Annotated in this window: 24 protein-coding genes; 9 read left to right on the top strand and 15 right to left on the bottom strand. The window is 58.1% G+C overall.

Annotated features, from left to right (window positions below):
- The first annotated feature begins 207 nt into the window (after positions 1–207).
- The gene (locus tag PHU01S_RS14045) at positions 208–2,445 is read left to right on the top strand and encodes an ATP-dependent helicase (protein ID WP_049868808.1); all 2,238 of its coding nucleotides are present in this window, start codon (positions 208–210) and stop codon (positions 2,443–2,445) included.
- A gap of 149 nt (positions 2,446–2,594) precedes the next feature.
- Here PHU01S_RS14045 and PHU01S_RS25795 read toward each other — a convergent pair whose 3' ends face one another.
- Positions 2,595–2,747: a hypothetical protein gene (locus tag PHU01S_RS25795; protein ID WP_021879041.1), complete on the bottom strand. Its 153-nt coding sequence runs from the start codon at positions 2,745–2,747 to the stop codon at positions 2,595–2,597.
- A gap of 230 nt (positions 2,748–2,977) precedes the next feature.
- Between PHU01S_RS25795 and PHU01S_RS14040 the strand changes: the two genes are divergently transcribed.
- Positions 2,978–3,211, top strand: a complete 234-nt coding sequence (locus tag PHU01S_RS14040) for a PspC domain-containing protein (RefSeq protein WP_232313100.1) — start codon at positions 2,978–2,980, stop codon at positions 3,209–3,211.
- A gap of 59 nt (positions 3,212–3,270) precedes the next feature.
- A complete protein-coding gene (locus PHU01S_RS14035; protein ID WP_049868807.1) occupies positions 3,271–3,963 on the top strand; it encodes a PspA/IM30 family protein in 693 nt (230 codons plus the stop codon).
- A gap of 606 nt (positions 3,964–4,569) precedes the next feature.
- On the opposite strand, the gene PHU01S_RS14030 is transcribed toward PHU01S_RS14035, so the two are convergent.
- The 10 genes from PHU01S_RS14030 to PHU01S_RS13985 form a co-directional block, all read right to left on the bottom strand.
- On the bottom strand, positions 4,570–5,541 hold the full coding sequence (locus PHU01S_RS14030) for an ABC transporter ATP-binding protein (protein ID WP_048747126.1): 972 nt from the start codon (positions 5,539–5,541) through the stop codon (positions 4,570–4,572).
- A 14-nt stretch (positions 5,542–5,555) separates the two neighbouring features.
- Positions 5,556–6,533 carry an ABC transporter ATP-binding protein gene (locus PHU01S_RS14025; protein WP_048747125.1) on the bottom strand — a complete coding sequence of 326 codons (978 nt, stop codon included), beginning with the start codon at positions 6,531–6,533 and terminating at the stop codon, positions 5,556–5,558.
- Between the two features lie 294 nt (positions 6,534–6,827).
- Entirely contained in the window at positions 6,828–7,769 is a 942-nt protein-coding gene (locus PHU01S_RS14020; protein WP_021879047.1) for an ABC transporter permease, read from the bottom strand.
- 7 nt (positions 7,770–7,776) lie between these two features.
- Positions 7,777–8,700, bottom strand: a complete 924-nt coding sequence (locus PHU01S_RS14015; protein WP_048747123.1) for an ABC transporter permease — start codon at positions 8,698–8,700, stop codon at positions 7,777–7,779.
- Positions 8,701–8,835: 135 nt separating this feature from the next.
- On the bottom strand, positions 8,836–10,563 hold the full coding sequence (locus tag PHU01S_RS14010) for a peptide ABC transporter substrate-binding protein (protein ID WP_307721804.1): 1,728 nt from the start codon (positions 10,561–10,563) through the stop codon (positions 8,836–8,838).
- Positions 10,564–11,165: 602 nt separating this feature from the next.
- The gene (locus tag PHU01S_RS14005; RefSeq protein ID WP_021879051.1) at positions 11,166–12,365 is read right to left on the bottom strand and encodes a response regulator; all 1,200 of its coding nucleotides are present in this window, start codon (positions 12,363–12,365) and stop codon (positions 11,166–11,168) included.
- 3 nt (positions 12,366–12,368) lie between these two features.
- Positions 12,369–14,129, bottom strand: a complete 1,761-nt coding sequence (locus PHU01S_RS14000; protein WP_174806369.1) for a cache domain-containing sensor histidine kinase — start codon at positions 14,127–14,129, stop codon at positions 12,369–12,371.
- Positions 14,130–14,385: 256 nt separating this feature from the next.
- The gene (locus PHU01S_RS13995; RefSeq protein ID WP_021879053.1) at positions 14,386–15,213 is read right to left on the bottom strand and encodes a carbohydrate ABC transporter permease; all 828 of its coding nucleotides are present in this window, start codon (positions 15,211–15,213) and stop codon (positions 14,386–14,388) included.
- A gap of 16 nt (positions 15,214–15,229) precedes the next feature.
- Positions 15,230–16,123: a carbohydrate ABC transporter permease gene (locus PHU01S_RS13990; RefSeq protein WP_021879054.1), complete on the bottom strand. Its 894-nt coding sequence runs from the start codon at positions 16,121–16,123 to the stop codon at positions 15,230–15,232.
- Between the two features lie 121 nt (positions 16,124–16,244).
- Positions 16,245–17,636, bottom strand: coding sequence for a sugar ABC transporter substrate-binding protein (locus PHU01S_RS13985; protein ID WP_232313099.1), 1,392 nt, complete (start codon positions 17,634–17,636; stop codon positions 16,245–16,247).
- A 260-nt stretch (positions 17,637–17,896) separates the two neighbouring features.
- Between PHU01S_RS13985 and PHU01S_RS13980 the strand changes: the two genes are divergently transcribed.
- From PHU01S_RS13980 to PHU01S_RS13970, 3 genes are read left to right on the top strand one after another with little or no spacing between them, the layout of a single operon-like run.
- On the top strand, positions 17,897–18,217 hold the full coding sequence (locus tag PHU01S_RS13980) for a PadR family transcriptional regulator (protein WP_021879056.1): 321 nt from the start codon (positions 17,897–17,899) through the stop codon (positions 18,215–18,217).
- On the top strand, positions 18,214–18,771 hold the full coding sequence (locus PHU01S_RS13975; RefSeq protein ID WP_048747119.1) for an HAAS signaling domain-containing protein: 558 nt from the start codon (positions 18,214–18,216) through the stop codon (positions 18,769–18,771). Before PHU01S_RS13980 ends, PHU01S_RS13975 begins: the two co-directional genes overlap by 4 nt.
- Positions 18,771–19,658, top strand: coding sequence for a DUF4097 family beta strand repeat-containing protein (locus PHU01S_RS13970; protein ID WP_127508064.1), 888 nt, complete (start codon positions 18,771–18,773; stop codon positions 19,656–19,658). Before PHU01S_RS13975 ends, PHU01S_RS13970 begins: the two co-directional genes overlap by 1 nt.
- Before the next feature lie 137 nt (positions 19,659–19,795).
- Here the strand turns inward: PHU01S_RS13970 and PHU01S_RS13965 are convergent, their stop codons facing one another.
- Genes PHU01S_RS13965 through ku form a run of 4 tightly spaced genes read right to left on the bottom strand, consistent with a single transcriptional unit; the run spans position 19,796 to position 22,850 of the window.
- Complete coding sequence (locus PHU01S_RS13965) at positions 19,796–20,026, bottom strand: DUF2188 domain-containing protein (RefSeq protein WP_021879060.1); 231 nt, start codon at positions 20,024–20,026, stop codon at positions 19,796–19,798.
- Between the two features lie 50 nt (positions 20,027–20,076).
- Positions 20,077–20,967 carry a non-homologous end-joining DNA ligase gene (gene ligD / locus PHU01S_RS13960; protein ID WP_232313097.1) on the bottom strand — a complete coding sequence of 297 codons (891 nt, stop codon included), beginning with the start codon at positions 20,965–20,967 and terminating at the stop codon, positions 20,077–20,079.
- Complete coding sequence (locus PHU01S_RS13955; protein WP_246029229.1) at positions 20,964–21,866, bottom strand: ATP-dependent DNA ligase; 903 nt, start codon at positions 21,864–21,866, stop codon at positions 20,964–20,966. Before PHU01S_RS13955 ends, ligD begins: the two co-directional genes overlap by 4 nt.
- A gap of 21 nt (positions 21,867–21,887) precedes the next feature.
- The gene (gene ku, locus PHU01S_RS13950) at positions 21,888–22,850 is read right to left on the bottom strand and encodes a non-homologous end joining protein Ku (protein WP_048747113.1); all 963 of its coding nucleotides are present in this window, start codon (positions 22,848–22,850) and stop codon (positions 21,888–21,890) included.
- 263 nt (positions 22,851–23,113) lie between these two features.
- Here ku and PHU01S_RS13945 point away from each other — a divergent pair, with 263 nt between their 5' ends.
- The 3 genes from PHU01S_RS13945 to PHU01S_RS13935 all read left to right on the top strand — a co-directional run bounded on the left by PHU01S_RS13945 (position 23,114) and on the right by PHU01S_RS13935 (position 25,728).
- Positions 23,114–23,743, top strand: a complete 630-nt coding sequence (locus PHU01S_RS13945; protein ID WP_083436472.1) for a D-glycero-alpha-D-manno-heptose-1,7-bisphosphate 7-phosphatase — start codon at positions 23,114–23,116, stop codon at positions 23,741–23,743.
- A gap of 168 nt (positions 23,744–23,911) precedes the next feature.
- Positions 23,912–24,643 (top strand): futalosine hydrolase, encoded by a 732-nt coding sequence (locus PHU01S_RS13940; protein WP_049868805.1) that lies wholly within the window; start codon positions 23,912–23,914, stop codon positions 24,641–24,643.
- On the top strand, positions 24,640–25,728 hold the full coding sequence (locus PHU01S_RS13935; protein WP_049868804.1) for a 1,4-dihydroxy-6-naphtoate synthase: 1,089 nt from the start codon (positions 24,640–24,642) through the stop codon (positions 25,726–25,728). The genes PHU01S_RS13940 and PHU01S_RS13935 overlap by 4 nt, the downstream gene beginning before the upstream one ends.
- Positions 25,729–26,110: the final 382 nt, after the last annotated feature.

Raw genomic sequence — 26,110 nt, 5'->3', positions numbered from 1 at the left:
CGGTTCGGCAATTCGGAATGGCAAGAACCTCCTTCCATCGTTTGATGGATCAATGGTTGATGGATCAATGATATAACGGCCAGAGTCGGATTGCAACCATTCCGCATATTCCCGTTTGTCCCGGCTCCCAAAATCCGTTATCCTGATAGGACGACGAACAAGCATTCTCCCCCTGAGGGAAGGCATACATTGGAGACGACATCATCTATGAACGCGAATCTACCCATTCCCTACAAAAAGCCGCTCGGAGCAACCGGACGCTCGCTCCCCTACGCCACTCTCGCCTCCGCGGGAGGAAGTCCCCGGCTCGTGCCGGACAGCGATGCCGACAGCGGCTTCTTCCGCGCGCTCGAGAGCCGCGGCCTGAGCCTGAACGGCCCGCAGATCGAGGCGGTCCGCCACGGCGACGGCCCGCTGCTGACGCTGGCGGGCGCCGGCTCCGGCAAGACGAGCGTGCTCGCCGGCAGAACCGGCTATCTGGTCGCCGTGCGCGGCGCCGACCCGCGCTCGATCCTGCTCGTCACCTTCTCGGTCAAGGCCGCGGCCGAGATGAAGGAGCGCATCGCCGCTCTGCCCGGCATGCCGCCCGGCGCGGCCTCCCAAGTGACGGCCCGCACGTTCCACTCCTTCTTCCTGCAGCTCCTCCGCAGCCGCGGTTACCGCCAGGAGATACTCGGCAGCGGACCCTATCCGATGATCGTGCTCAAGGGCATGATCCGCGAGCTCGGCCTCGGCGACCGGATCGAGCCGGAGACTGCGCTCGCCGCTCTGTCCGAAGCCAAGCTGAGCCTCGTTCCGCTCGAGGAGCTGCCGGACAGGACGCAGGCGGACCGGGAGCTCAAGCGGCTGCTGCTTCGCTTCGAGGAATGGAAGGAACGCGAGCAGCGGATGGATTTCGACGACATCCTGCTCTGGTCCCATCGACTTCTAAGGGAGCAGCCCGGGCTGCTCGCGACGCTTCAGCGGCGCTTCCGCTATATCATGATCGACGAGTTCCAGGATACGAGCCTGCTGCAGTACGAGCTCATCCGCATGCTCGCCGGCGGCCACGGCAATCTGATGGCCGTCGGCGACGACGACCAGACCATTTACGGCTTCAACGGAGCGCGCAGCGAATATATTCTCGGCTTCAAGGATGCTTTTCCCCAGGCCAAAATGATTACGCTGGACACCAATTACCGCTCCACGGCCAGCATCGTCGGCCTCGGCAACGAAGTGATCAAGCATAACAAGGCCCGCTTTCCGAAGACGCTGAAGGCCGTGGCCACAAGCCGGGACGTGCCGCTGTACATCCGTCCTTTCACGACCGATCAGGAAGCGCTCGCCGTGACCGCCCATATCCGGGAACGGGTAGAGGAAGGCGCGCGGGCCTATGGCGATTTCGCCATCCTGTACCGTACCGCAAGCAACAGCCGCGCCATGTTCGAGCAGCTCGTCCTCTCGGAGATCCCGTTCCAGATCCAGGATACCGGGGACCTGTTCTACGACCAGTCCGCCGTCAAGCCGCTCGTGGACTATATGAGGCTGTCGGTCAAGCGGCGCGATTTCACCGCTATGGAAGGCGTCCTGCCTTCCATGTATGTCAACCGGCATAAGGGCATGGCCCACATCCGAGCCAAGGACGATCCCCGTCCCAAGAAAGGCCCGCTCATCCATCTGCTCACGATGGAAGGGCTTAAGGATTTCCAGAAGGAGCAGATCCAAGCCCGCATTACGTTCGTCAAAGGACTCAAGGCGCTCAAGCCGGCCGATGCCGTGCGGCGCATGCGCAAGGAGTTTTACGACGCCTACCTCGATGCGGAGCAGGCTGGAGCCTCTTCCGCAGGCTCAATCGCAGCGGGGGCGACAGCGCATAAGGAGACGCTTCGCGAATCGCTGGACGAGCTGGAGTCCTCCGCCGCGCGATTTGCCGACGTCCCGTCATTCCTTACCTTCGTCTCGAAAATGGCGGAGCGCCATGCGCAGATGAAGTCCTTGCCGCCCGATGCGGCCAAGGATGCCGTCAAGCTCATGACGATCCACAAATCGAAGGGCCTTGAATTCCCCGCCGTCGCCATCATCGGGGCTTCGGAAGGCATCCTGCCGCACAGCCTTGCGCTGGAGGCGGACAAGCTGGCCGGCGGCGCCGATTCCGATCCGGCAGCCCGCAAGGAAGCCGCGCTTGAGGAAGAGCGCCGGCTTGCTTACGTGGCGATCACGCGGGCCAAGGAAGAGCTGCTGGTCAGCTCTCCCGCCACCTACCGCGGCCGCAAAATCGACGTCTCCCGGTTTTTGCTGGCTGCCTTCCAGTCTTCTCCGGTTTCCTCCGGCCAGCCTTCGGGCGCGGTGGAGAAGCAAGTCCCTTCAGCCGCATCCAAGCCTGCTGCGCGGGCTGCGGAGAAGCCAGCCGCGGCCGGGGTGCTTGCTTCCCGGGCAGCCGCTGCCAAAGCGTTTAAAAGCAAGTAGGCTTCACAAGCTGGTTCAGCCGCAAACACTCTTGAACTAGCTTTCCAGGCTGCGGCGGTAAAAGCATTCAAGCCGCTTTTCCGGATTTGCCGCCTTACCGGCCGACTCGTTCTATGTACAGTCCCCCGCATCCAGCGGGGGATTTTTGCTTAGCTTTTTTTACGGTTTGCTTTGGTCGCTTTGCCGCTGAAAGCCGCTTTGGCATCCGAAGTGAGCTCATTGGAAAACTCGGTGTCATTTTCAGCAAAAGTGTTCAGCTTCGTGGATTGGACCTCTGCTTTGGATGCTTTGTTCTTGCCCATGAGTGGACCTCCCGGATATCGAAATGTGAAGCGATGTTAGCTTGTGAAGCCGCCGGCCATTTCATTCATCGCACATCCACTAGGCGGCGCTCACATGCCGGGGGCGGAGGCAAGCCCGGTCTCGGGTCCAGGTGCAATTACATTCGGGAGTCCGTGTCGCCGTTTCCGGCAAGGAGGTACAATAAGGACATCAAGCAGCGCCGCAGGGCGCCGCGCCAAGAGGAGAATGCATGAGTATGAGAACCTTGTATCGTTCGCGCACAGATCGCAAGCTTGCGGGGGTATGCGGAGGAATCGGCCGCACATACGGCATTGATCCCGGATTGCTCCGGATCGGCTTCATCGCCGCAGCCGTATTCAGCTGCGGTACGGCCCTCCTGATCTATGCCGCCGCCGCTGTCATCCTTCCCAAGGAGTCCGGCTTCGCGGCACCGCCTCCCCCGGATTCCTACACCTACCGCTAAGCCGAGACGACTGCCGCACGAATAAAGCCCGCCATACCCAATATAAAGGAGTGCATCCCATGAGCGTATTCGACCGGATCATGAACCTGACCAAAGCTACCGCCAACGAAGTCATCAGCAAGCTTGAAAATCCCGTTTTGATGATGAATCAGTATATCCGCAATATGGAAGAGGAAATCGACGGCATGAAAAGCGAGCTCAGCCGCCAGCAATCCGCCTCCCGCGCTTACAAGCAGCGCCTCGATGAATGCGAGCAGCTGTCGCAGCACAACCAGCTCAAAGCCGAAGAGGCATTGGCCGAAGGCCGCGAGTCGGAAGCGCGCCTTGCCCTCGAAACCAAACTCCGTTATTCGGAGCAGGCGGCTGAATACGGCCGCCTGTACGATCAAGCCAAGCATGCTTCTGCCGAGCTCGATATCCGCCTCGAAGGCGCCCAGGAAGAGCTCGCCCGCCTTGTCCAGAAGCGCTCCGATCTGAGCGAGCGCCTGCAAAAAGCGGAAGCTGCCGCAGAGCGCAAGGCGCCGAGCTTCTCTCATGGCTTCGAGCCGGGAATCGCTTCACGCGGATTCGACCGGATCGAGGAGAAAATTCTTCAATGGGAAGCTCAGCTCGGCCTCTCCAGAGACTACAAGCCCGGCTCCGGCACAGCAGCTTCTTCCTATGAGCCGTCTGCGCCAGCCCCGGATTCCGGCCGCGCCTCCGTCATTGACGAGCAGCTCGCCGAACTCCGCCGCAAGATGAAAAGCGAATAACGAACATTAACCTTGAGCCCTTCGAGCGGACTTCTGCCGAAGGGCTTTTCTTGTATTCTTACGGCTCCTTTTACCGGCCGGGGGCTCTTTTTGCATGCCCGCCGAATCTTATGATGCCTATGGACTTTTTTCGATGCCCATGAACTCCTTGAATGCCAAGGGCTTCTTCTCAAGCGGAACGTTTCCTGCAAAATATCCCCGCAGATTCTCAAGCCCTACTTGATTAAGCCTCCCCTGATTGGAACATTTGTTCCTGTCGGTTTCCATTGCTGACAGACTGTTGTCACTCCAAGCTCCTAAGATAAGGAAGTACAGAGCCGGAACGACCACCCTATCATTCCTATCAAAGGAGAGAGCATTGATGACCTACGAACAGATCCACCTCTTTGAAATCGAAATCAGGGAATTCCACAAACGCTCCAGTCGGGGCCTGCCTCCTCTGCTGCCGAATAAAGGAACCGAATTCAACCGATCCGAACACATGGGAACTCCCTCCCGCAAGCGATTGAATCCCATACATTCCGTATTCGCTCTTCGAATCAAACGATAAAAAAACCTCCGGCGTCCATAAAGGATACCAGAGGTTCGTTCTCGATCAAAAAAGCATTAAGCATAATGGCAGGCAGCCAGATGGCCAGGGTTCGGGCCGACTTGGCGCAGCTCCGGCACTTCGGCCGCGCAGCGCTCTGTAGCTGCCGGGCAGCGTGTACGGAAAGGGCAGCCGCTCGGAGGGCTGATCGGGCTCGGCAGATCGCCGCGAAGCACGATGCGCTCCTTGGTCGCCTCGAAGTCCGGATCCGGTACCGGAATGGACGACAGCAGCGCCTGGGTGTACGGATGGCGCGGGTCGGCGTACAGATCGTCGCTCTCCGCGATCTCCACCAGCTTGCCGAGATACATAACCGCGATCCGGTCGCTGATATGCTTGACCATCGCCAGGTCATGCGCGATGAACAGATAGGTCAGGCCCTCCGTCTTCTGCAGGTTTTGCAGAAGGTTGACGACCTGAGCCTGGATGGACACGTCGAGCGCCGAGATCGGCTCGTCCGCCACGATGAACTTCGGATCCACCGCGAGCGAGCGGGCGATGCCGATCCGCTGGCGTTGGCCGCCGGAGAATTCATGCGGGTAACGTGTCAGATGGGACGGATTCAGGCCGACCTTGTCGAGAAGCCTCTCGACGGCCAGCTTGCGCTCCTTTTTGCTCGGCGTCAGGCCGTGCACATCCAGCGGCTCGGCGATGATGTTCTCGACCGTCCAGCGCGGGTTGAGGGAGGCGTAAGGATCCTGGAACACCATCTGCATCTCGCGGCGCAGAGCCTTGAGCTTGGCGCCCTTCATCGAGTAGATGTTCTCGCCGTTGAAATTAACCGATCCGGAGGTCGGCTCGTACAGACGCATGATCGTGCGTCCGGCCGTCGACTTGCCGCAGCCGGATTCGCCGACCATGCCGAGCGTTTCGCCCTTGCGGATGGACAAATTCAGTCCGTTCACGGCTTTCAGCGTTTTGTTCTTGCCGACATCGAAGAACTTGCTGAGGTCGTTTACATCCAGCATCGCATGATTGCTGTTGCTCATACTGTTCGTCCTCCTTACTCCGGCTTGGCGTGAAGCCAGCACTTGGATTCATGGGTCGGGCTGTGCGTGAACATATACGGATCGACTTCGACGCATACTTCCATCGCGTGCGGGCAGCGGGCCGCGAACGGACAGCCGTGAGGCGGGTTGGCCATATCCGGAGGCGTGCCTTCAATCGGGATCAGCGGCTCGTCTTTTCTCTGATCCATGCGCGGCAAGGACTTCAGAAGACCTTGGGTGTAAGGATGCTGAGGGTTTTTAAAGATTTCGAACTTGTTGCCTCGCTCCACGACCTGTCCGGCATACATAACAATAACTTTATCACACATGTCGGCAACGATGCCAAGGTCATGGGTGATAAGAATGATCGACGTGCCGAGCTTCTCCTGCATGTCCTTCATGACCTGAAGGATCTGAGCCTGAATCGTGACGTCGAGAGCGGTCGTCGGCTCATCGGCGATGAGCAGCGTAGGGTCGCAGCTCAGCGCGATGGCGATCATCGCGCGCTGGCGCATGCCGCCGGAGAATTCATGCGGATACTGCTTGACGCGGGCTTCCGGATTCGGAATGCCGACGATCCGCAGCATTTCGACGGCGCGCTTCTCGGCGTCGCCGCGGGACATATTCTGATGGCGGACCAGCACTTCAATAATCTGTCCGCCGATGGTCATCGTCGGATTGAGCGATGTCATGGGATCCTGGAATATCATGCCGATATCGCGGCCGCGTACGGATTCCATTTGCTTCTCGGTCTTCTTCAGCAGGTCGCTGCCTTCGAAAACGATCGAGCCGTCCTTGAAAACGCCCGGAGGCGTAGGAATCAGACGCATAATGGATTGGGCCGTGACGCTCTTGCCGGATCCGGACTCGCCGACGATTGCCAGCGCCTCTCCTTTGTCCATCGAGAAGGAGACGCCGCGTACGGCCTGCACTTCGCCGCCGCGGACGCGGAAAGAGACGCGCAGGCCGTCGACTGTAAGAATCGGTTCCATAAGAGTTTCACCTTCCTCATGTCGGTGGTAGCTAGTAAGTTGAATGTCGCTATCGATGCGCTTCGCAGGTCGGATGTCCCTTTCAATCGCTGTTGAAGCCCGGATTCCTTCATTGTCCATCCCCTTACAGGGTTGGAATCCGGTCTTCAAAGGCGAGCGCTGTCGCTTTTCCGGGGAAATTCCGCCTGCTGCGCCGAACAGCAAGCATTCAACTTCATCTTGTCGGGGTATAGAAGTCATCCGGCTGCCCGTCTCAGCAGCAGCGGAGACAGAGCTTTCGATAGTCGGGTCTTCCTATTCCACCTTGGTTTTCGGATCGAATGCATCGCGCAGGCCATCGCCGAAAATGTTGAAAGCCAGCATGGCGATACAGAGAAGTCCGGCCGGGAACAGAAGCGTCCAAGGGTACAGCTGATAACTTACGATCGAATCGTTGATCATCGTTCCCCATGATGCAGCCGGGGATTGCACGCCTAGACCGAGGAAGCTCAGGAAAGCTTCGGCGAAAATCGCGCTCGGAACGGTCAGCGTCATCGTGACGATGATAGGGCCCATCGTATTCGGAATCAGATGCTTGAAAAGGATGCGGAATCCGCCGGAGCCGACAGCTTGAGCCGCCAGGACGTATTCCTGATTTTTGAGCTGCTTGATCTGGCCTCGCACGATCCAGGCCATGTTGATCCATCCCGTCGCGCTAAGGGCGATGATGATGGTGAGCATGCCTTGTCCCAGCACGACGCCGAGCAGGATAACGACGAGCAGGTAAGGAATCGAATAAAGGATTTCGGTGATCTTGTTGAGCACTTCATCGACTTTGCCGCCGAAGAAGCCCATGATGCCGCCGATGATGATGCCGAGAATGACATCGGCAAGCGCGGCGATGATGCCCACGGTCAGAGAGATTTGCGCGCCTTTCCAGCTCCGCGCGAAGATATCGCGTCCGAGGTCGTCGGTGCCGAAGTAATGATCGGCTCCGGGAGGCAGGAAAGAATTGAGCAGGCTTGTCGTGCGGAAGTCGTATTTGGTCATCATCGGGCCGAAGATGGCCATCAGAATGAGCAGAATCAGAACGACGCCGCCAGCCATGGCGAACTTGTTGGAAGTCAGCTTCATCATCGCGAGCTTCCAGGTCGTGTAGCTTGGCGCCATCTGCTGCTGGATGTTCTCCCGCTTCTTCAGCGGAATGAACTTTTTCGGATCCGGCAAAGGCCGGCGTTGGTCAGTTGTGTTGTCCATGTTGGAATCAGCCTCCTTTGCTCTTCTTCATGCGCGGATCCACCAGCGCGTAGCCGATATCGGCCAGGAACCTTGCCACCATGAGAATGACCGCGTAAAACAGCGTGATGCCCATAATCAGCGGATAATCGCGGTTCGCGATGCTGTCCGTGAAGAATTTGCCCAAGCCTGCGATGGCATAGATTTTCTCGACGACGACGGAGCCGGTGATGACGTTGGCGCTCATCGGGCCGAGATAGGTGACGACCGGCAGAATCGCATTGCGCAATCCGTGGCGCAGCACAATGCGCATAGGAGACAGCCCCTTGGCCTTGGCTGTACGGATGTAATCTGCGGTCAGCACTTCAAGCATGGAAGAGCGTGTCAAGCGGGTGATGAAAGCGATCGGCAGCGCGGAGAGCGCGATCGTAGGCAATACGTAATCCATCGGTCCTGCAAGTCCGGCGACGTTGAACCAGGTGACTTTGACGCCAAGCAGATACTGCATGACGGAACCGACGACGAAGTTCGGAATGGAAATGCCGAGAATGGCGACAAACACGGCAATCTTGTCGATCAGCTTGCGGTTGTACATCGCGGCGATCATGCCGAGCGCCACGCCTACGATGACAGAGACGACAACGGCGACAAGGCCGAGCTTGAGGGAGTTGCCGAACGATTGGGAAATGATGTCGGTAACAAAACGCCCCGGCGTCTTGAGCGACTCGCCCAATTCACCTTGGAACAGGTTTTTCATATAAGTCAGGTATTGCTGCCACAACGGCTTGTCCAGACCGTAATATTTCATCATCGCATCAATGGTGGCCTGCGAGTTTTTTTCGTTAAGGAAAGGGTTGCCCGGAACGGCTTTCATCAGGAAAAACGTCGCTGACGCTAGCACGACGAGCGAGATGACGATATTGATGAGCCTCCGAACGATGAATCGAAACATTCCAGCACCTCTTTTCGTTACCCAGCCCAACCGCAAAGAAAGAAGGGACGGCCGGAGACGGTCCGGTGTCCAGCACCGGACGGCGGCTCCAGCCGCGATCCCTTCTTCTCTCTGTCAGCTGTTCAGCGGTATGGCTTATTTCTCAAAGTAACCGTTGTTGTAGTTGATGTTGCCGGCATAATCCATGATAACGTCTTTGACTTTTGGATTAACCAGTTCGGAGCTCGTGTAGTAGTAGATCGGCATTACAGCCATTTCGTCCTCGATGAGGATTTTTTCGGCTTGCGCCATCATTTTCACGCGATCCGCTTGAACCGGGGAAGCATAAGCGTCCTTGATCAGCTTGTCGTATTCTGGGTTTTTGTGGCCGATGTCGTTGTTGCCGCCGCCCGTTACGTACAGGTCGAGGAACGTCATGGCATCGTTGTAGTCGGCGCCCCAGCCTGCGCGGGCGATGTCGTAGTTAAGAGCGGTACGGTTTTTCAGGAAGACTTTCCACTCTTGGACTTCCGGCTTCACTTCGATGCCGAGGTTCGTTTTCCACATGTCGACTACAGCTTCAGCGATTTGCTTATGCGCATCGGAGGTGTTGAAGAGCAGCGTCGTCGCAGGGAAGGAAGCCATGCCTTCTTCTTTCAGACCTTCGGCAAGCAGCGTTTTCGCTTGAGCGACGTCTTCCTTGAAGTAAGCATCCTGCGTTTCCTCGCGGAAGCTCTTCGATTCGCCCGTGATGCTTGGCGGTACGAAGCCGAAGGCCGGTTTTTGGCCGCCGGATACGACGCGGTCGATCAGCAGCTGGCGGTCGATCGCCATCGAGAGGGCTTTGCGGACCTTGGCGTTGTTGAACGGCTTCTTCGACTGGTTGAAGATATAGAAGTACGTGTTCGCCGTGTCTTTGATTTGCAGCTTGTCGCTGTTCTCTTTGCGCAGCTTGGCCAGTTGCGGCAGCGGAATCGTGCCGGTCGGCGCTCCTGCCCAGTCCAGCTTGCCCGTATTGAAGCTGTTGAACTCGGTGTTGGAGTCTGCGATCATGGAGAACTGGACTTTTTGCAGCTTCACGTCGGCTTTGCCGTAGTAGCCGTCGTTCGGAGTGAGCTCAACGGAATCGTTGTGCTTCCAGGCAGCGAGCTTGAACGGTCCGTTGCTGGAGAACGTTGCCGCTTCGTTGGCCCAGTTCGGATCCTTCTCGGCTGCGACTTTGTCTACAGGGAAGTATGTGTAGAACGTCTGCAGGCTGAGGAAGTAAGTCGTCGGGTTTTTCAGCTTGACTTCCAGCGTGCTGTCGTCGATCGCCTTGACGCCAACGGCATCTACGCTGCCTTTGCCCGTGTTGTACTCTTCAGCGCCGGCCAGGTAGTAAAGCTGGTAAGCGTAAGGAGCTGGTGTAGCCGCTTTCGGATCCAGCGTGCGTTTCCAGGAGAACTCGAAGTCATGAGCCGTGACCGGGTTGCCGGAGGACCATTTGGAGCCTTGGCGAATGTGGAACGTGTACGTTTTGCCGTCTTCGGAAACATCCCATTTCTCGGCCATGCCTCCAACGATCTCGCCGTTCTTATCGGCTTTCGTCAGACCTTCGAACAGGCCGTTTGCAACCGTGCCGGACACGTTGTCCTGCATCAGAGCCGGGTCCAAAGTAGGAGGCTCGGAAGTGAGGTTCATGCGGAAGACTTGATCTGCGGCCAGGTTGCCGGCTGCTTCGCCGCCGGTATTTTCGGCGGTGTTCGTTGCCGTGTTGCCGGCCGCATCTCCGCCGGTGTTGCCGGTATTGCCGGAGTTGCTGTTATTGTTGCCGTCGCCGCATGCTGCAAGCACGCTGCCTGCGATCATCAGTGCTGCCAGTGTCAATCCTGTCTTTTTGTACACTAACCTTACACGCCCCTCACATTAATGGTTGAATAGCATAAATGAATTATACTATTACATAGTAAGAATAACAACTTGCATTATTTTCTTTCGGCCGATAAATTTATTCGCGCCTCAAGGAGAATTCTCAATTTTTTACACTTATAATTATTCAATGTTAATTTCATCACACTGACGCTTCATTCAATTAACGCAATTATTTGATAAAGTATTATTCATAGGAGCCGCAACGGATGAAATGATTTATCGGAAAACTTGCCCTATTCTTTACAATTTCTAAGCAAATCAAGATGAATTTTTATTTATGGATTCTCATCTTTATTTATAAATTCCCCGAGCTGTTCCGGTCTTCTACAACCGGCAAACGACCTCTCCCCGACCAGCCGGCAAAAGCCCCGATAGAACCCGCCGGCTGTTTCCAATCCCGCCACTGTCCTATTCTCACCTGACTTCCCTTCTATATACATGGTTCCCTGGAAGGATTGCCGTTTCCCACACTTCCTTCCAGATCCCGAATCGCCTTTTACATAAATAGGCATCCCGGCCCTCTTGAAGAGGCGGGAAGCCTAATTAGGTGCCACGTCCATGTCAGCTATGGACAGTTACCGCTGTTCCATTTTCTTGCGGGTCCGATATTCCGTCGGCGTCTGCATGAATCTCTTGCGGAATACTTGCGTGAAATGGCGCATGTCCTGATATCCGATCCGCTCCGCGATATCCGCGAGCTTCAGATCCGATTCCCGCAGCAGCAGCTTGGCTTCCTCCAGCCTCAGCCCGATGATGTAGTCCTTGAAGCCCTGCCCGGTCTTCTGCTTGAACAGCTGGCTGAAGTAGACCGGATTGAGGTAAACGACGGAAGCGATCCTCTCGAGCGATAGAGTTTCTTCCTTATAATGCGCCTCAATATACTGGAGCGCGACTTCAATCGCCTTGTTGTCGCTGCCTCCCTTGATCCGGACCGCCTCCTCCTGTCCGGCCGCGGCATGCGATGCCTGGCGGGCAAGCTTCATGATCGTGTCCGGGACGGAACGGATCTCCTTCATGACGCCGCTGCTTGCTATTCGGAAAGGAAGCTTCAGATAATGGCCCAAATATCCCCGCAGCGAAGCGATCAGCTGGGCAAACGCGTCCTCGGTCTCTACGGAAGCGAGCCCGATCAGCGTCAGCCGGTCGTAGCTGACGACGAAGCCTTCGCCGTAACGGCCGATGAGCTCGGAGAACACATTGTCCACGATGAAATGCTCCAGCCCCGCATCGCGGCTGCCCGCCTCCAAACGGACGACGACGAGATAAAATTCCGGATACCGGTCCATGAGCGGCCCGATGTCCAGGTTTCGGATATCATGGCCTGCAGCCAGCCTTTGGAACATGCCTTCCCGCAAGTATTTCAAATTCGTCCTCAGCAGCTCGCTTTGCTTGACCTCCGACCGCTCCCGGCCAAGCTCCGCCTCCAGCTCTTCCAGAAGCTCGACGAGCCGCTTTTTACCGATCGGCTTCAACAGATAGTCCTTGGCCCCCAGCTGCACCGCCTTCTGCGCATAGGAAAATTCCGAATGAGCCGATATGACGACCCATTTGATTCCGGGATGCTTCGCTCTCGACAGCTGCATGAACTCCAGACCGTTCATGCCGGGCATGAGGATGTCCGTCAGCACGATATCGATCGGATGCTCCGTAAGCAGCTTCGCCGCTTGATCGGCGGAATCCGCCAAGTGGATCGTATATCCGGGCCGTGCCTGCTCCAGCGTCCGTCTCACCCCTGTCCGGATGATGCTTTCATCGTCGGCGACCAGAATATGCATGAGTCACTCCTCCTTCTTGGGTAGCGGAATAACCGGCGTCTGGCGCGGCGGAAGCGGGAGCGTGATGGATGCCGTCGTTCCCTCGTCTCTCTCGCTGCTCAGGCGCAGTCCATATTCCGGTCCGAATGTGTGGATGAGGCGGCGGTGCACGTTGGGAAGGCCAATGCCGCCCTTGCGCTTGATCCCCGGCTCCAAGACGTTTCCCGGCGCGTTGATCTCGCTGTCCAGAGAGGCTCTGAGCATGGCCAGCGCGGCCGCATCCATCCCGACTCCGTTATCCTTCACCGTAATCGTCAGCCGCGCCCCCTGGCTGCCGGCGGTGATGACCAGGCATCCTTCACCGCCAAGCGGCTCAAGTCCATGCTTGACAGCATTCTCGATAATCGGCTGCAGCGTCATTTTCGGCAGCGGAACCGAAAGATATTCGGGCGGAACTTCCATGATCACCGAGACTCTGCCTTCGAGCCGGATCGTAATGATCGTCAGATAATCGCGGATCTGCTCCAGCTCCTCGCCCAGCGTCACCAGCGCCCCCTGCTCCCAATGGCTGCTGTAGCGGAACATGCGGGAGAGGGACAGAACGACCTCGCCGAGATGATCCTCTTCCTTTTCGTCGAGCATCCAATAGATCATGTCCAGCGTATTGTACAGGAAATGGGGATTGACCTGGGACTGAAGCGCCAGCAGCTCCGCGTTCTTCTCGCTCATCGAGCTGATCTTCACCCGCTCGACGAGCTGATCGATCTGCCGCACCATTTCATTGAAGGAGCCGGCCAGCGAATTGATTTCCCGGTAGCTCCGGACCTGAACCTGCCCTTGGAAATTGCCGAGCTCGACCTTTTTCATCTCGCGGATGACCCGCTTGAGCGGCGAAGAAATCGTGTTGGACAGTATCGTCGCTACGACGATGGAGACAAGAATGAGGATAAGCCCAACGATAAACAAGTACCGGCGCATCTCCACCAGCTCGACGTTCAAATCCTTTTCCGGCGTGACCGTGATGGCTGTCCAGTCTGCGAACGGAAGGCGCGACGTGACGATGAGCCGGCCGTCCCGGCTGTATACCTCGGTCTCTCCGACGTTATCCGGGCGGCGGACATCGGCGAATGCCGGCAGGTCCTCCGAGCCGTCGGTAGCGCTGACGAGACTGCCGCGCTCATCGAGCAGATAGACCTTGCTGTTGGAGCTGAGCTTGAGATTTTCAAGCGCCTTCAATATCGGGGCCGGGCTTGTTTCGTAGAGAACGACTCCAATCGGCTTGTGCACATCGAGATCATACAGCTGACGCCCGAAGGCCAGGACCGGACGGGTTTCGTTCTCATCGATGACGGATGTTGGAAATAGGCCCAGCCAGACGATTTTCCCGCCTTCGTCGACGATGCTTTTGTACCAGCCGGTCTTGTCGTAGCCCGGCTTGACCTCGTTGATGTAGTTCCCATAGTTGTAGATGCGCTTTTGGTTCGTCATGACATGGATGCCGATCAGGTCGTCGCGGGAAAAGAAGTTCGTTCCGATAATGTTCGTGATCGCCCTCTCATTCGCGAACTGCTCTTGAGGCTCGGTCGGATGGCTGGTCAGCAGGCGGACGAGATCAAAGTTGTTGCTGATCGACTTGGACAGGCTGTCGAAGCCTTTGTCGACCAGATCGAACAGGCCGATTGTCTGGGCGACGTTTTTGCTGGAGAGATCGTGGATCTTTGCCCTCAGCTGCTCTGTCGTCCGGTTGTAGAACAGCAGGCTGACGATGATCACCATGCCTGTCATGCAGCTGAGCAGCACGATGAACAGCCAGGTTTGAAATGAGTTGCTTCCTCGCCGCTTCAAGCTGCATGACCCCTTCCCGTTTTTTAATGACAAATCCCCGTCCGTGAGCGGTTTCACGGACGGGGTTGTCGCGCCGCTTACCAGGCGGCTTTTATCTATTTCGTTCAGCCGTGCTCTGCGGGGCTTCGCCGTCGATGCGCAGATGCTGTTGCTGTCGATGCGCAGCAGCTTTCGGCCGAAGCCGCGCAGCTAGCCTTTACCCTTTGACCGCGCCTGCCACCATGCCCTTCGTAATTCGCTCGGACAGGATGAAGTAGATCAGGATAACCGGAATCGCGCCCATGACGAGGAACGCTCCGATATTGCCGTAGTTGACGGCATATTGGCTGACGAAGCTGTTGACGCCGAAGGGAAGCGTCTTGAGGCTTTCCTTGGAGATGAACGTCGCCGCCAGGATGTATTCGTTCCAGATATTAATGAAGGTAAGGATACACACCGTCATGATCGGAGGAACGGAGATCGGCAGGATGATGCTGCGGAAGATCCGGTAGACGCTCGCTCCGTCCATGAATGCCGATTCCTCGATCTCATGCGGAATGCCTTTCATGAATCCGCTCAGGATGAAAACCGCTACCGGAGTCTGGAAGGCGATATAAGGCAAAATAAGCATGCCGAGCGTGTTTTTCAGGAACGGAATGCCCTTGAAGATCGTCATCAGCGGCAGCAAGGTCGCCTGCATCGGGATCATCAGGCCCAGCATGAAGATGATGAGCGCGACCGGCGCCAGCTTCCAGCGGAACCGGGATATTGCGTAGGCGACCATGCTGGCCAGCACGATGACGCATACCATCGTGACGACCGTGACGATGACGCTGTTCGCAAGATAGCGAAGATAATTGCCTGCCTCGAACGCTTCCGTGTAGTTCGCGAAGCGGGGATTTTGAGGAAGGGCGAAGAAGCTGCCTCCCAAAATCTCCTCGTTGGTCTTGAACGAGTACAGGACGAGCCAGAGCAGCGGGTACAGCTGGGTTACGACAAGGATCGCCAGGAGAAGATAGACGATCCATTTCTTGATAGCGGACATGGATGTTTTTCCTCCCTTAGCTTACCTTATTCTCTACGCGTTTGAAAATCGTGTTGATGAGGACCGTGAACACCAGGCAGATGATGACCAGAACGATGGCCAGCGCGCTGCCGTAACCGTATTTATTGGACATAAACGTATTGTTGTACATGAGCGTGGAGATGACATCCGTCGCATGGGCCGGACCTCCGCCCGTCATGACCATGATGAGGTCGAAAGCCTGGAGCGAACCGATGAAGGCCAGCACGATGGAAATCTTGAACACCGGCACGATCAGCGGAAGCGTGATGTAACGGTCGGCCTTGAAGCCTTCGGCGCCGTCGATCCGGGCGGCCTCGTAAATATCGGCCGGAATATTCTGCACCCCGGTGAACTGGATGAGCAGATGGTAGCCGAAGTATTGCCAGAGCGAAACGATATAAAGGCAGTACATCGCGAACTTGGGCGAGCTCAGCCATGCCTTCATGGACGAGTCCATGCCCAGGAAATGCAGCACGCCGTTGATCATGCCGCCCATATCGAGCGGATTGTAGATCGTCTTCCACAGCTGGCCGATGATGACGACCGAGAGGATGACCGGCATGAAGTAGATGGATACGAGCGTGTTGCCCTTGCGGACGTAGCGGTTGATCAGAATTGCAAAGAGCAGGCAGACCGGAATCTCCACCATGGAGAAGACGGCGTACATGAGCGTGCGCCGGACGGCAGGCCAGAAGTAAGGATCGTTAAGCAGGATATTCTTATAGTTTTCCAGGCCGACGAACTCTTTCACCGAGGAAAGGCCGTCCCACTGGAACGTACTGTTGTAGACGGAAAACAGGATCGGCACGAACACCATGCTGACATACAGCAGCAAGCAAGGCAGAACGAACACGGCAATCGTAAGCTTGGGGACCTTGAGCACATTCATGGTTCTTCAACTCCTCCGTTCTCTATCGCATGGAGCGGGGCAAGGGCGGCTCCATGCCGGAGTCCGCCCTTGCCGCCCATCTCGATCCGGCTTCTGGCGCCGGCATGCGCCTTGCTATCGCTTACTTGTTGGCAGCGAATGCGTCTTGGTGTTCTTTTGCCACTTGCTTGGAGTCTACCTTCTGGACGAAGAGGTTCTGGATGCTGCTCAGATGCGCTTGCGCGACCGCAGGGTTCATCGTGTTGTCGAAGGCGAGGTCTCCGCCGCTGACGTTTTTGAACAGATCCAGGATGTTGATGGCCAGATCCGAGTAGCCTGCCGCCTTGAAGTCGCCTTCAACCACTTGGCCTACGCCGACAGCGTCTTTAAGCTCGAATTTCTTTTTCGGGAACTCCGTCATGAAGAAGTTCAGGAAGTCCTTCGTTTCTTGCAGATGCTTGCTGTTCGCGGAGATCGCGAAGCCGGATCCCGGTGCCAGCATGAACTGGTTCAGGTCGCCTTTGCCGTTTACGGTCGGGAACGTGAAGGCTCCGACTTTGCCCGCTACCGAGGAAGCGTCGATGTTGCCCGTTTCCCACGAACCGATGATGAACATGGCCGCTTTGCCGGTTTTGAAGATGTTGCCGCCGGCATTGGCGTCGATGGAAGTCGCGCCTTCAGGGAACGCTCCGGCTTGAACCAGCTCCTGGAAGGCGTCGACCGCTTCCGTGAACGCCGGATCGTTGAAGTCCTTCTTGCCGTCGAGAACGTCCTGCAGGAAACCAGGGCCGCCGTTCGTGCGGAGCAGGATGTTCATGAACAGGAAGGAGCCGGTCCAGGTGTCCTTCTCGCCGATGGCGATTGGAGTGATGCCTTTGGCCTTGAGCGCCTTCACGTCTGCGATCAGCTCGTCGAACGTTTTCGGAACGTCGCTGATGCCGGCTTGGGTGAACAGGTCCTTGTTGTAGTAGACGACTTCGATATTGTTGCCGTCAGGAAGCGCGTACGTGTTGCCGTCGAAGCTGTAGTAATCGAGCAGGCCTTTTTGGAAGGTATCCTTCAGGCCGTTCTGATCCAGCATATCGTTGAGCGGAGCGAGGAGCTTGGCATCCACGTATGGCTTCATCTGAGCCGCCGGGTTCACAATCGTGATATCCGGAATCTCTTTGTTGCCGGCCTGCGTTTTCAGCTTCAGCTTCTGCTGGTCGGTATTGAGCGAATCCAGCTCGATCTTGATGTTCGGATGCTCGGATTCGTATTGGGCGACGAGCTCCTTCAGCAGCTTGTTGGCCGGAGAAGTCGCGTCCGGATAAATGTTCTGGAATGTAATCGTGACTTTCTTGCCGGAATCCGTCGCGGCGCCTCCGGCATTCGTGCTCGATCCCGTGTTGGCTGCCGTGTTCGTTCCGCCGGAATTGCCCCCGTTATTGTCGTTGCTGCTGCCGCAGGCTGCGAGGCCGACTGCAAGAGCGCCGATAGTCAGGACGCTGACCGTTTTTTTGATGGCGTGGTTTTTCTTTACTTGGTTTTCCACCTGTTGTGTCCCCCTTGCAAAGTTTATAGTCGAATTATCCGCCAAGAAATCGTTTTCAACAATGAGGCATCCTCAAGGTGTGAGGTTTGCTTTTTCAAGGTTTTCGTTTTTTAGGAAACCTCTCCGGGCATCTGCCAATATTTCCAAGTCTATATTGCAAAGCATAATAGTGAGTGGTATAGTATAGCCATCGGACGGTATTCTTCACAGCCAGCTATTCTACATTAATGAATACCTTATTATAGTTAGGAGCAACGCATATGAATGTACAATTCAAAAAAGGTGTGCTGGATCTATGCGTGCTTGCACTTGCGGCATGGGAAGACCGGTACGGTTACGAGCTCGCCGTCGCGATGTCCGCAAAGTTCGAGGTCGCGGTCGGGAGCGTCTATCCGCTGCTCAACCGCCTGACGCAGGAAGGCTATTTCACGACCTATCTCCGGGAATCGACGGAGGGGCCTCCCCGCAAGTACTACAAGCTGACCCCGCAGGGACATTCCCATCTCATGTCTCTCATCAGCGAATGGCGGTCGTTCTCGATCGCGGTGGATGAATTGATCAAGGAAGGTGTCGAACGATGAACAGAGAGCAATATCTTCAGCAATTGTGGAATCTGCTGTCTCCGGTTCCAGAGCGCACCCGCAAGGAATGGATGTACGATTACGAGGAGCATTTCCGGTTGGCGGCCGAGCACGGACGCCTTGAGGAGGAAGCCGCCTCCGAGCTCGGAGATCCGAAGCTGGCCGCCAAGGAGCTGCTGCTCGGATACCGGGTAGCCGAAGCGGAAAGCAAGGGCGGCAGCCTGCCCTCCGTTTCCAGAGCCGTATTTGCCGCCGTCGGCATCGGTTTCTTCAATCTGGTCTTCGTCCTCGGTCCGTATATCGGCCTGCTTGGAGTTCTGTTCGGGTTCTGGGCGGCATCGGCCGCTCTCGTGCTCTCCGTCGTTCCCGTCCTCTATGAAGGCTGGTTCGGAGACGCGCTGACCGGGCCGCAGGCGATCTCCGCCGCCATGGTTCTGCTCTCGCTTGGACTGCTCGCCGGCGCCGGCACCTACAAGCTGACCCGCGGCTTCATGAGGCTGACGCTGAAGTATCTTCAATTGAATACCCGAGTCATGAAAGGGAGGAAATCCTGATGCGCAATCTCGTTGTATTCGCGCTCATCCTGCTTCTGGCCGGCTTGGTCGGCGGGGGCTTCACCTTTGCCGGTTCCGACCTCAGCTTCGGCTTGAAGGAAGTCGATATCCGCAAGGAAATCCCCGCCGTCGGCATTGCCCGCCTCAAGGTTGAATCCGGCAGCATGGACGTCGCCCTGGTCAAAGGAAAGGCGGATGTCATCGAAGCGGCCGCAACCGGCAAGGCGAACGGAAAAGCCCTGAAAAAAATCCGCGTCGAGCTCGTCAAGGAAGGCGATACGGCCATCCTGAAAAGCGATGCCGACACCGGCTTCACGATGGGCCTCAACATCGTCAACGTGAATCTGGAGATCTCCTTGCCGGAGCGTCAATACGACTCCATCATCGTGGACTCCGGCAGCGGCGACATCAACTTCGAAGGGCTGAAAGCCTCCGTTCTGGAGCTTTACAACGGCTCCGGAAACGTTGAAATAAGCGAGGTCGAAGCGGACGGAGCCAAGATCAAAACCAGTTCCGGCAACCTCTCCATCGAAGAGAGCCGCATGAATGAGCTTGAGACGACCGTCGGCAGCGGCAATATCCGCCTGACTGACGTGGAGGGGGCGATCAGGGCGAAGACCAGCAGCGGCAACATCCGCGTCGAGCTCGACGCGCTTATGCATCCGCTCGAGGCCCGCTCCGGCAGCGGCAACGTCACGATCCAGACGAAAAAGGCTCCGGAATCCGCTGCCGTCAGCTATTCCACGGGGTCCGGCACCTTCCGGATCGACTGGGGCGGCGGAGAGAAAAAGGGCGATGCCGACACCGACACGATCGTGTTCGGGAACGGCGAGATCCCGGTCCGCCTCTCGGCCGGGTCAGGGAATATATCCCTCAAGCAGCGTTGACTCAAACCACAAAAAACCGGCTCCGACTGGCCATCAGGCCTGCGGACCGGTATTTTTGCGATTATATTCATGTTTTCAAGGGAATTAAAATAAAGCACGCCTCGAATCGAAACACGCTCGGCAAGCTGCCCCGCCCATCAGCCTCTCGGCGGAAAGGGGTCGTTGCCATAGCTGTGGGATTCGCTTATTCGGCCATCCTTGGTATGGATCTTCAGCTCCGTCTTCGCCTGGCGCGCCTCTGCCCGGCCGCGCTCCTCGGCTTCCGCCTTCGTAGCGTGACGGCTGAGCACGCGTCCTTCGCGCTGGGTTGCCCATCCCTCGTCCCCGTCCGGCGTAATATGCACGTTTCCTTTGCGTTGGTCTTCCATTGCAAATTCCTCCCTGGATTGAATTTCTTGAACCAGCGGCCAAGCGGCATTCAGGCTTCGGCCCGCTTGGCTGTGAATTCCAGCACCGCGTCGAGATTCTGAGGCTCCGCCGCGGCGAGCAGGTCGCCCATCCGCTGCAGGCGATCCCCGATCGTAAGCAGGGTGAACGCTTGCGGATCGGCTTCTCCCCTCACCTCATCCCAAGTTAGCGGCGTGCTCACGGTCGCTACCGCCCGCCCTCTCGGGGTGTAGGGAGCCGAGAGGCTCTTGCCCGCCGCATGCTGGACGTAGTCGATATAGATCCTTCCTCGGCGCGCCCGGATCGAACGCTCGACCGTGAACAGCCGCGGATATTTGTCGGATAAATAATGCCCCAGAAAAGAGCCCAGGCTCCGAAGCTGCCCGAACGTATACGGCTTGGCCAGCGGGGTGACGATCTGGATGCCCGTCGCTCCCGACGTTTTGGGCACGGCGGCGATGCCCATGCCGTCCAGCGCCTCGCCGATCAGGCTCCCCGCCTCCATCAGGCGGGGACGGGTTTCCTCCGACGGGTCGATGTCGAGCACCCACTCGCCCGGCATGCCGTCCCCGATTTTGTCGAAGGAGGGGTGAAACTCCAGCACGCCGAGATTGCCGAGCCACAGCAGCGTCGATAAGGAGTTCAGATTGATGTAGCGGACTCCGTCGACTTCGGCGATCGCCACGAATTCAGGCGTCGGTTCAGGCGCGTTCTTCTGGTAGAAGGACTTGCCGCCTACGCCATCCGGGAACCGGATTGCCGTCAGCCGGCGTCCGCTGCAATAGCGGAGAAGATACGGCGCCAGCTGGACGAGCTTTTGCAAATAATCGGCTTTGCGGATTCCCGGCGCCGGCCACAGCATTTTATCCGGATGGGTGATCTCGATGCGGTTGCCCTCCACTTCCAGCATGCTTCGGCTCATAATACGATCCCCTCCAGCCATTCCAGCTTGGGATGCCGTAGCAGGCCCGACTGCGTCAGCTCCCGGCCGCTCACGCCGGCCGCAATGGGGCTGGCCAGCCAGCGGATATCGGTGCCCCGCAATCCTTCCGGCAGGCTGCCTCCAAATTCACCCTGGCGCCCCGACATCGTCTTCTGCATGGAAAGCTGCCGCTTGGCTCTTTCGTTCAAGCCCGAAGAGATGCGCCCCATGTACCGGCCCTGCCCGCTCATGACCAGACTCGACAGCTTGCCTTCCTTATAAAGCAAAGCCACGATATCGACTTCGCGGTGAAAAAACGTCTTCCGCTTGTACCAGTCACCGTGTTCCTTGCCCTCCGAATACCGGCTGCCGCGCCGCTTGGCGACAACGCCCTCCCAGCCGTTTTCCTCCGCCCACCGCCAGAGCGACTCGCCGTCCTCATACATATCCGCAAGGAAAAAGGGAGGCTGCCAGCTCGAGCAGAGCTTCTTCAGCCGGGCGCTGCGCTCCTCGAACGGCAAGCTGCGCAGATCCTCTCTTCCCACCTGGAGCAGATCGAAAATCAGATAACCGACCGGCTGGCGGCGCGAGGCCCGCTCGATCCGTTCCCGGCCGCGCAGCTTGTCCCGGCCCTGCATCATCTGAAAGCTGGGCTTGGCGGTATGGGGATCCAGGAGAAACGCCTCTCCGTCCAGCATCAGATCCGGAAAGCCTTCGGCGGCACGGTCTTCGAGCGCATGGGCCAGATCAGGATAGGATTCGGTCCTCGGCTTCATCTTCTTCGACCATAGGCTCGCTTCCCCGCTGCGGAGGACAGAGATGATGCGGAAGCCGTCCCACTTCAGCTGATAGGCCCACTCGCCGCCCGCAGGCAGACTATCCGTCAAAATTGGCGACATCGGGACGAAAGGCTTCATCCCTTATGACCCTGTCTCTTTCGGGCGGGTTCCCGAACGGCGCTTCGGCTTGGCGGCAGCCGGCTTCCCCTTGGATTCCGACGGCTTTGCTTTCGAGGAAGAGGATCCGGCTTTGGATGATTTCGGCCTGGCTTTGGAGGCGGCCCCCCTGCGCGGCTTGGACGGCTTGCCCGCGTTCCCGGAATCCGTGCCGCCTGCGGGCTTCAGCTGCTTCAAACTCTTTTGCAGCGCGTCCATCAAGTCCAGCACATTCGGCTCCGACTCCTCTTCGGCGACCTTGACCTCCTTGCCTTCCACCTTGTCCTCGATCGCCTCCAGCAGCCTCTCCCGGTACTCGTCCTTGTATTTCCCCGGCTCGAAGCTTCCCGTCAGTTGCTCGATCAGCGATTTCGCCATGTCCAGCTCCCGCCGGTCGATCTTCTCCTCCTCCGGCAGGCCCGGAATATGGTTTTTCTCGCGGATCTCGTCTTCATAAAACATGGTGACGAGGGAAAGCACTCCGTCGACGACGCGGATAGCCGCAAGGCTGCTCTTCTGCCGGATCGTCACGTTGGCCACGCCGATTTTCTTGGTGCTTTTCAGCGCCTCGACGAGCAGCCGATAGGCGTGCTTGCCGGTTTCCTCCGGAGAAAGATAATAGGTTTTCTGAAAATAGATGGGGTCTATTTCCTCCAAATCCACAAAATCGAGGATACGGATCTCACGCGAGGTTTTCGAGGCGAGCTGCTCCAGCTCGTCCTTCTCGAAGGTGACAAAGCGGCCATCCTCATACTCGTATCCTTTGACGATGTCGCTCCAGGAAACGTCCTCCTCGCATTTGGGACAGGTACGGTGGTATTTGATCGGCTGGTTGTATTTCTTGTGGAGCATCCGCATCGGGATGTCATTGTCCTCGGTCGCTGCGTACAGCCGCACCGGAACGTTGACGAGGCCGAAGCCGACCGCTCCCCTCCAGATCGTTTGCATGGACGGTATGCCTCCTTGCCGGATAGTCTGGTCTCTTTTACCCTCAGTCCGGGAGCAGCCAATCAAGATGGGAAGCTGAGGAGCGGGGTAAGATAAGGAAATAGGAAGCGGGACGACAGCGGGGCGGCAGCGGGGCGGGGGCGAAGCGGACAAGGCAAAGGGGCCTAAAGCCACTCGGAAGGTACGGCTCCGGTGCGCTTACGCTCCGCTCTGGGCATAGCCTGAATGCCCGGGGCAGGAAATTCGGAAGAGGAGGATGCGGAATGAAATCAGCGAAAGCGGTCTTTCTGGACCGGGACGGCGTCGTCAACGAGATGAATACGGGGCGTGTACGCCAGGTGAACGGTCCGGACGATGTCCATCTATTGCCTGGAACCGCCGAAGCGATCCGCGGGCTGGCGGAAGCGGGCTACCGGGTGTATGTGGTGACGAATCAAGGCGGCGTCGGCCTCGGCTACATGTCCTTGGCGGATCTGGAGGCGGTGCATAAACGGCTGGAGGAGCTGCTGGCGAAAAAAGGGGCCCGGCTGGACGGCATCGCCTTCTGCCCGCATAAGCCTGATTACGGATGTGCCTGCCGCAAGCCGCAGCCCGGCATGCTGCTGGAGCTGGCGAAGCGGCATCGCCTCTCGCTGAGCGAGAGCTACATGATCGGAGACCGCGAGAGCGATATCGCAGCCGGCCGGGCTGCCGGCACGCGGACAATTCGAGTGAACGGTGCGGCGGACAGGAGCAAGGGAAGGGCGGACGGCAGCCGGGAGGGAGCCGGTTCTGCACGAAGGCCGCGTAGACATGGTAGAGCTTCGTTCACGGCGGACTGGAATGTCTCCTCTCTGCTCGAGGCGGCGGTGCTTATCGTGCATAGACTGGCGGAAGAGAGGGGGCTTCCTTGAACGGACGCCCGCATAGGAGTATGGTTAGAGATGAACCGTCCATCACGGACCCGGACGAGCTCCTGCCCATGCGCATTCGAGTTCTCGCCCTTCACCAGCGGGCTGCATGCCCTTGACTATTAACGGGCTTTTTCTACGAGAAGAAGCCCCCCGGGAGAGATACTATTCATGATCAAAAAGCTGGATCCAACGCCGCATTACGTCCTGGTCGTCACCGCCGTGGAGGCCGAGCGGGACGCCGTCGTCCGCGGCCTGCTCAAAGCCTGTCCCTCCGAAGTATGCGGCGAGGTCGAAGGTCCGCTGCGGCGGGTCGGCCGCTATATCGTGCTCGCGGGCGGCGTAGGCCCGGCCGCCGCAGCCGCCAGCGCCGCCCTCGCCATTGCTGGCGGCCCTTCCTTCCGCTATGTCATCAGCGCCGGCATCGGCGGAGGCTTCTCCCCGATTGCGCCCGTCGGCTCCGTCGTCATCGCGACGGATATCATCGCGGCGGATTTGGGCGCCGAGACGGCAGACGGCTTCGCAAGCGTGGATCAGCTCGGCTTCGGCTCGTGGCGCGTTGCGGCCGACCGCGAGCTGGCGGAGCGCATCGCCGAAGCTCTGCGCACGGCGAATGAGCCTGTCGCAGCCGCCGCCGGCCCCGTGCTGACGCTCTCCACCGTCACGGGATCGGCCGAGTCGGCAGCCGAGCTTCAGGCAAGGGTGCCGGGAGCTGCCGCTGAAGCGATGGAGGGCTATGGCGTCGCCATAGCCGCCGCTATGCAAGGCATCGAGGCGCTGGAAATCCGGGCAATCTCCAATGCGGTCGGTCCGCGCGACCGCGAAGCCTGGCGGATCGGCGACGCGCTCCAGGCGCTTGAAAAGACGGGATTTTTACTGCCGGAGGTGCTTGGAATCCAATGAAAATCGCTTATTCCCCTTGTCCCAACGATACCTTTGTCTTTCACGCTTGGTCGCATGGCCTTATCGAAGGCGCGCCTGAGCTGGAGGTGACTTATGCCGATATCGACATCACCAACGGCTGGGCAGCCGACCGCATCGGGCCCGAGGTCATGAAAATTTCCTATGCCGCCCTGCCCTGGGTTCTGGAAGACTACGCGCTCATCCCTTGCGGCGGCGCTCTCGGCCGCGGCTGCGGTCCGCTCGTGCTGACCGCCGGCGGCGGAACCTCGCGCAGCCATGCTGACGCCATGCCGGGAGCACCTATCGCCGCTGGCGGCACGGTTGCTGCTGGCGGTACGCTTGCTGGCGGTACGGATGCTGCCGGCGGCACGCTTGCTGGCGGTACGGATGCTGCGGCAAAGCCGTATGTCTCGGCAGGCCTCGATGTCCCGTATGGACAGCAGGATCAAGCCTCCGATAAGGCCCTCGTTCCTGCTGCCGGCTCCGCCCATGCCCACAGCGGAGCTGCCGCTCCCGGCGCGGATCCATCGTGGCTGAGCGGCAAGCGGGTCGCTGTGCCGAGCGAACGGTCGACCGCCTACCTGCTGTTCCGGCTCTGGGCGGCGCAGAATGTTCCTGGAGGCGTCGGGGAGATCGTCGTCATGCCTTTCCACGAAATCATGCCCGCCGTTCGAGACGGCCGTATCGATGCCGGGCTCGTCATTCACGAAGCGCGCTTCACTTATCCCGAATACGGGCTGTCGCTGATGGCCGACATGGGCGCATGGTGGGAAGCCGATACGGGCCTCCCGATTCCGCTGGGCGCCATCATCGCCAAGCGCTCCCTCGACCGCAGCTCCATCGCGGCATGGGCCCGCTCTTCCGTCGAATACGCCTGGGAGCATCCCGCTCAATCTGCCGATTACGTACGATCCCATGCCCAGGAAATGTCCCCCGAGGTCACCAGCGCCCACATCGCCCTCTATGTGAACGAGTTCACCCGCGAGCTTGGCGAGGACGGCTACAACGCCGTCGAGTCCTTGCTCGGACGAGCGGCGAGGGAAGGCCTCGTTCCGGAGTTCGACCTGGCTTTGCTGCGAAAATAATGTCCGGCACTGCTCGAGAAGCCTAGGCCGGACCGAACTTGAATCAGGCCAGCCGGTTTTCCCGGCTGGCCCCTTTCAGGTCAGGCGCTTCGCTATCGGACCATACGTCCGCTATACTCGTAATTCGTGCTATTATGCTGTCTATCGGACATACGTTCCGCTGTTTCTCGTAATTCGCGCTATTCTGCTCGCTTTCGGACATAAGTTCCGATATTTCTCGTAATTCGCGCTATTCTGCTCGCTATCGGACATACGTTCCGCTATTTCTCTTAATTCGCGCTATTCTGCTCCCTATCGGACATACGTTCCGCTATTTCTCGTAAATCGCGCTATTCTGCTCGCTTTCGGACATACAATCCGCTATTTCTTGTAATTCGCGCTG

Source organism: Paenibacillus humicus NBRC 102415 (assembly GCF_004000905.1).
In the GTDB taxonomy this organism is placed as follows: Bacteria; Bacillota; Bacilli; order Paenibacillales; family Paenibacillaceae; genus Paenibacillus_O; species Paenibacillus_O humicus.
Note: the sequence above shows the minus strand (reverse complement) of the source record. Positions and strands in the feature narration are given on the sequence as shown.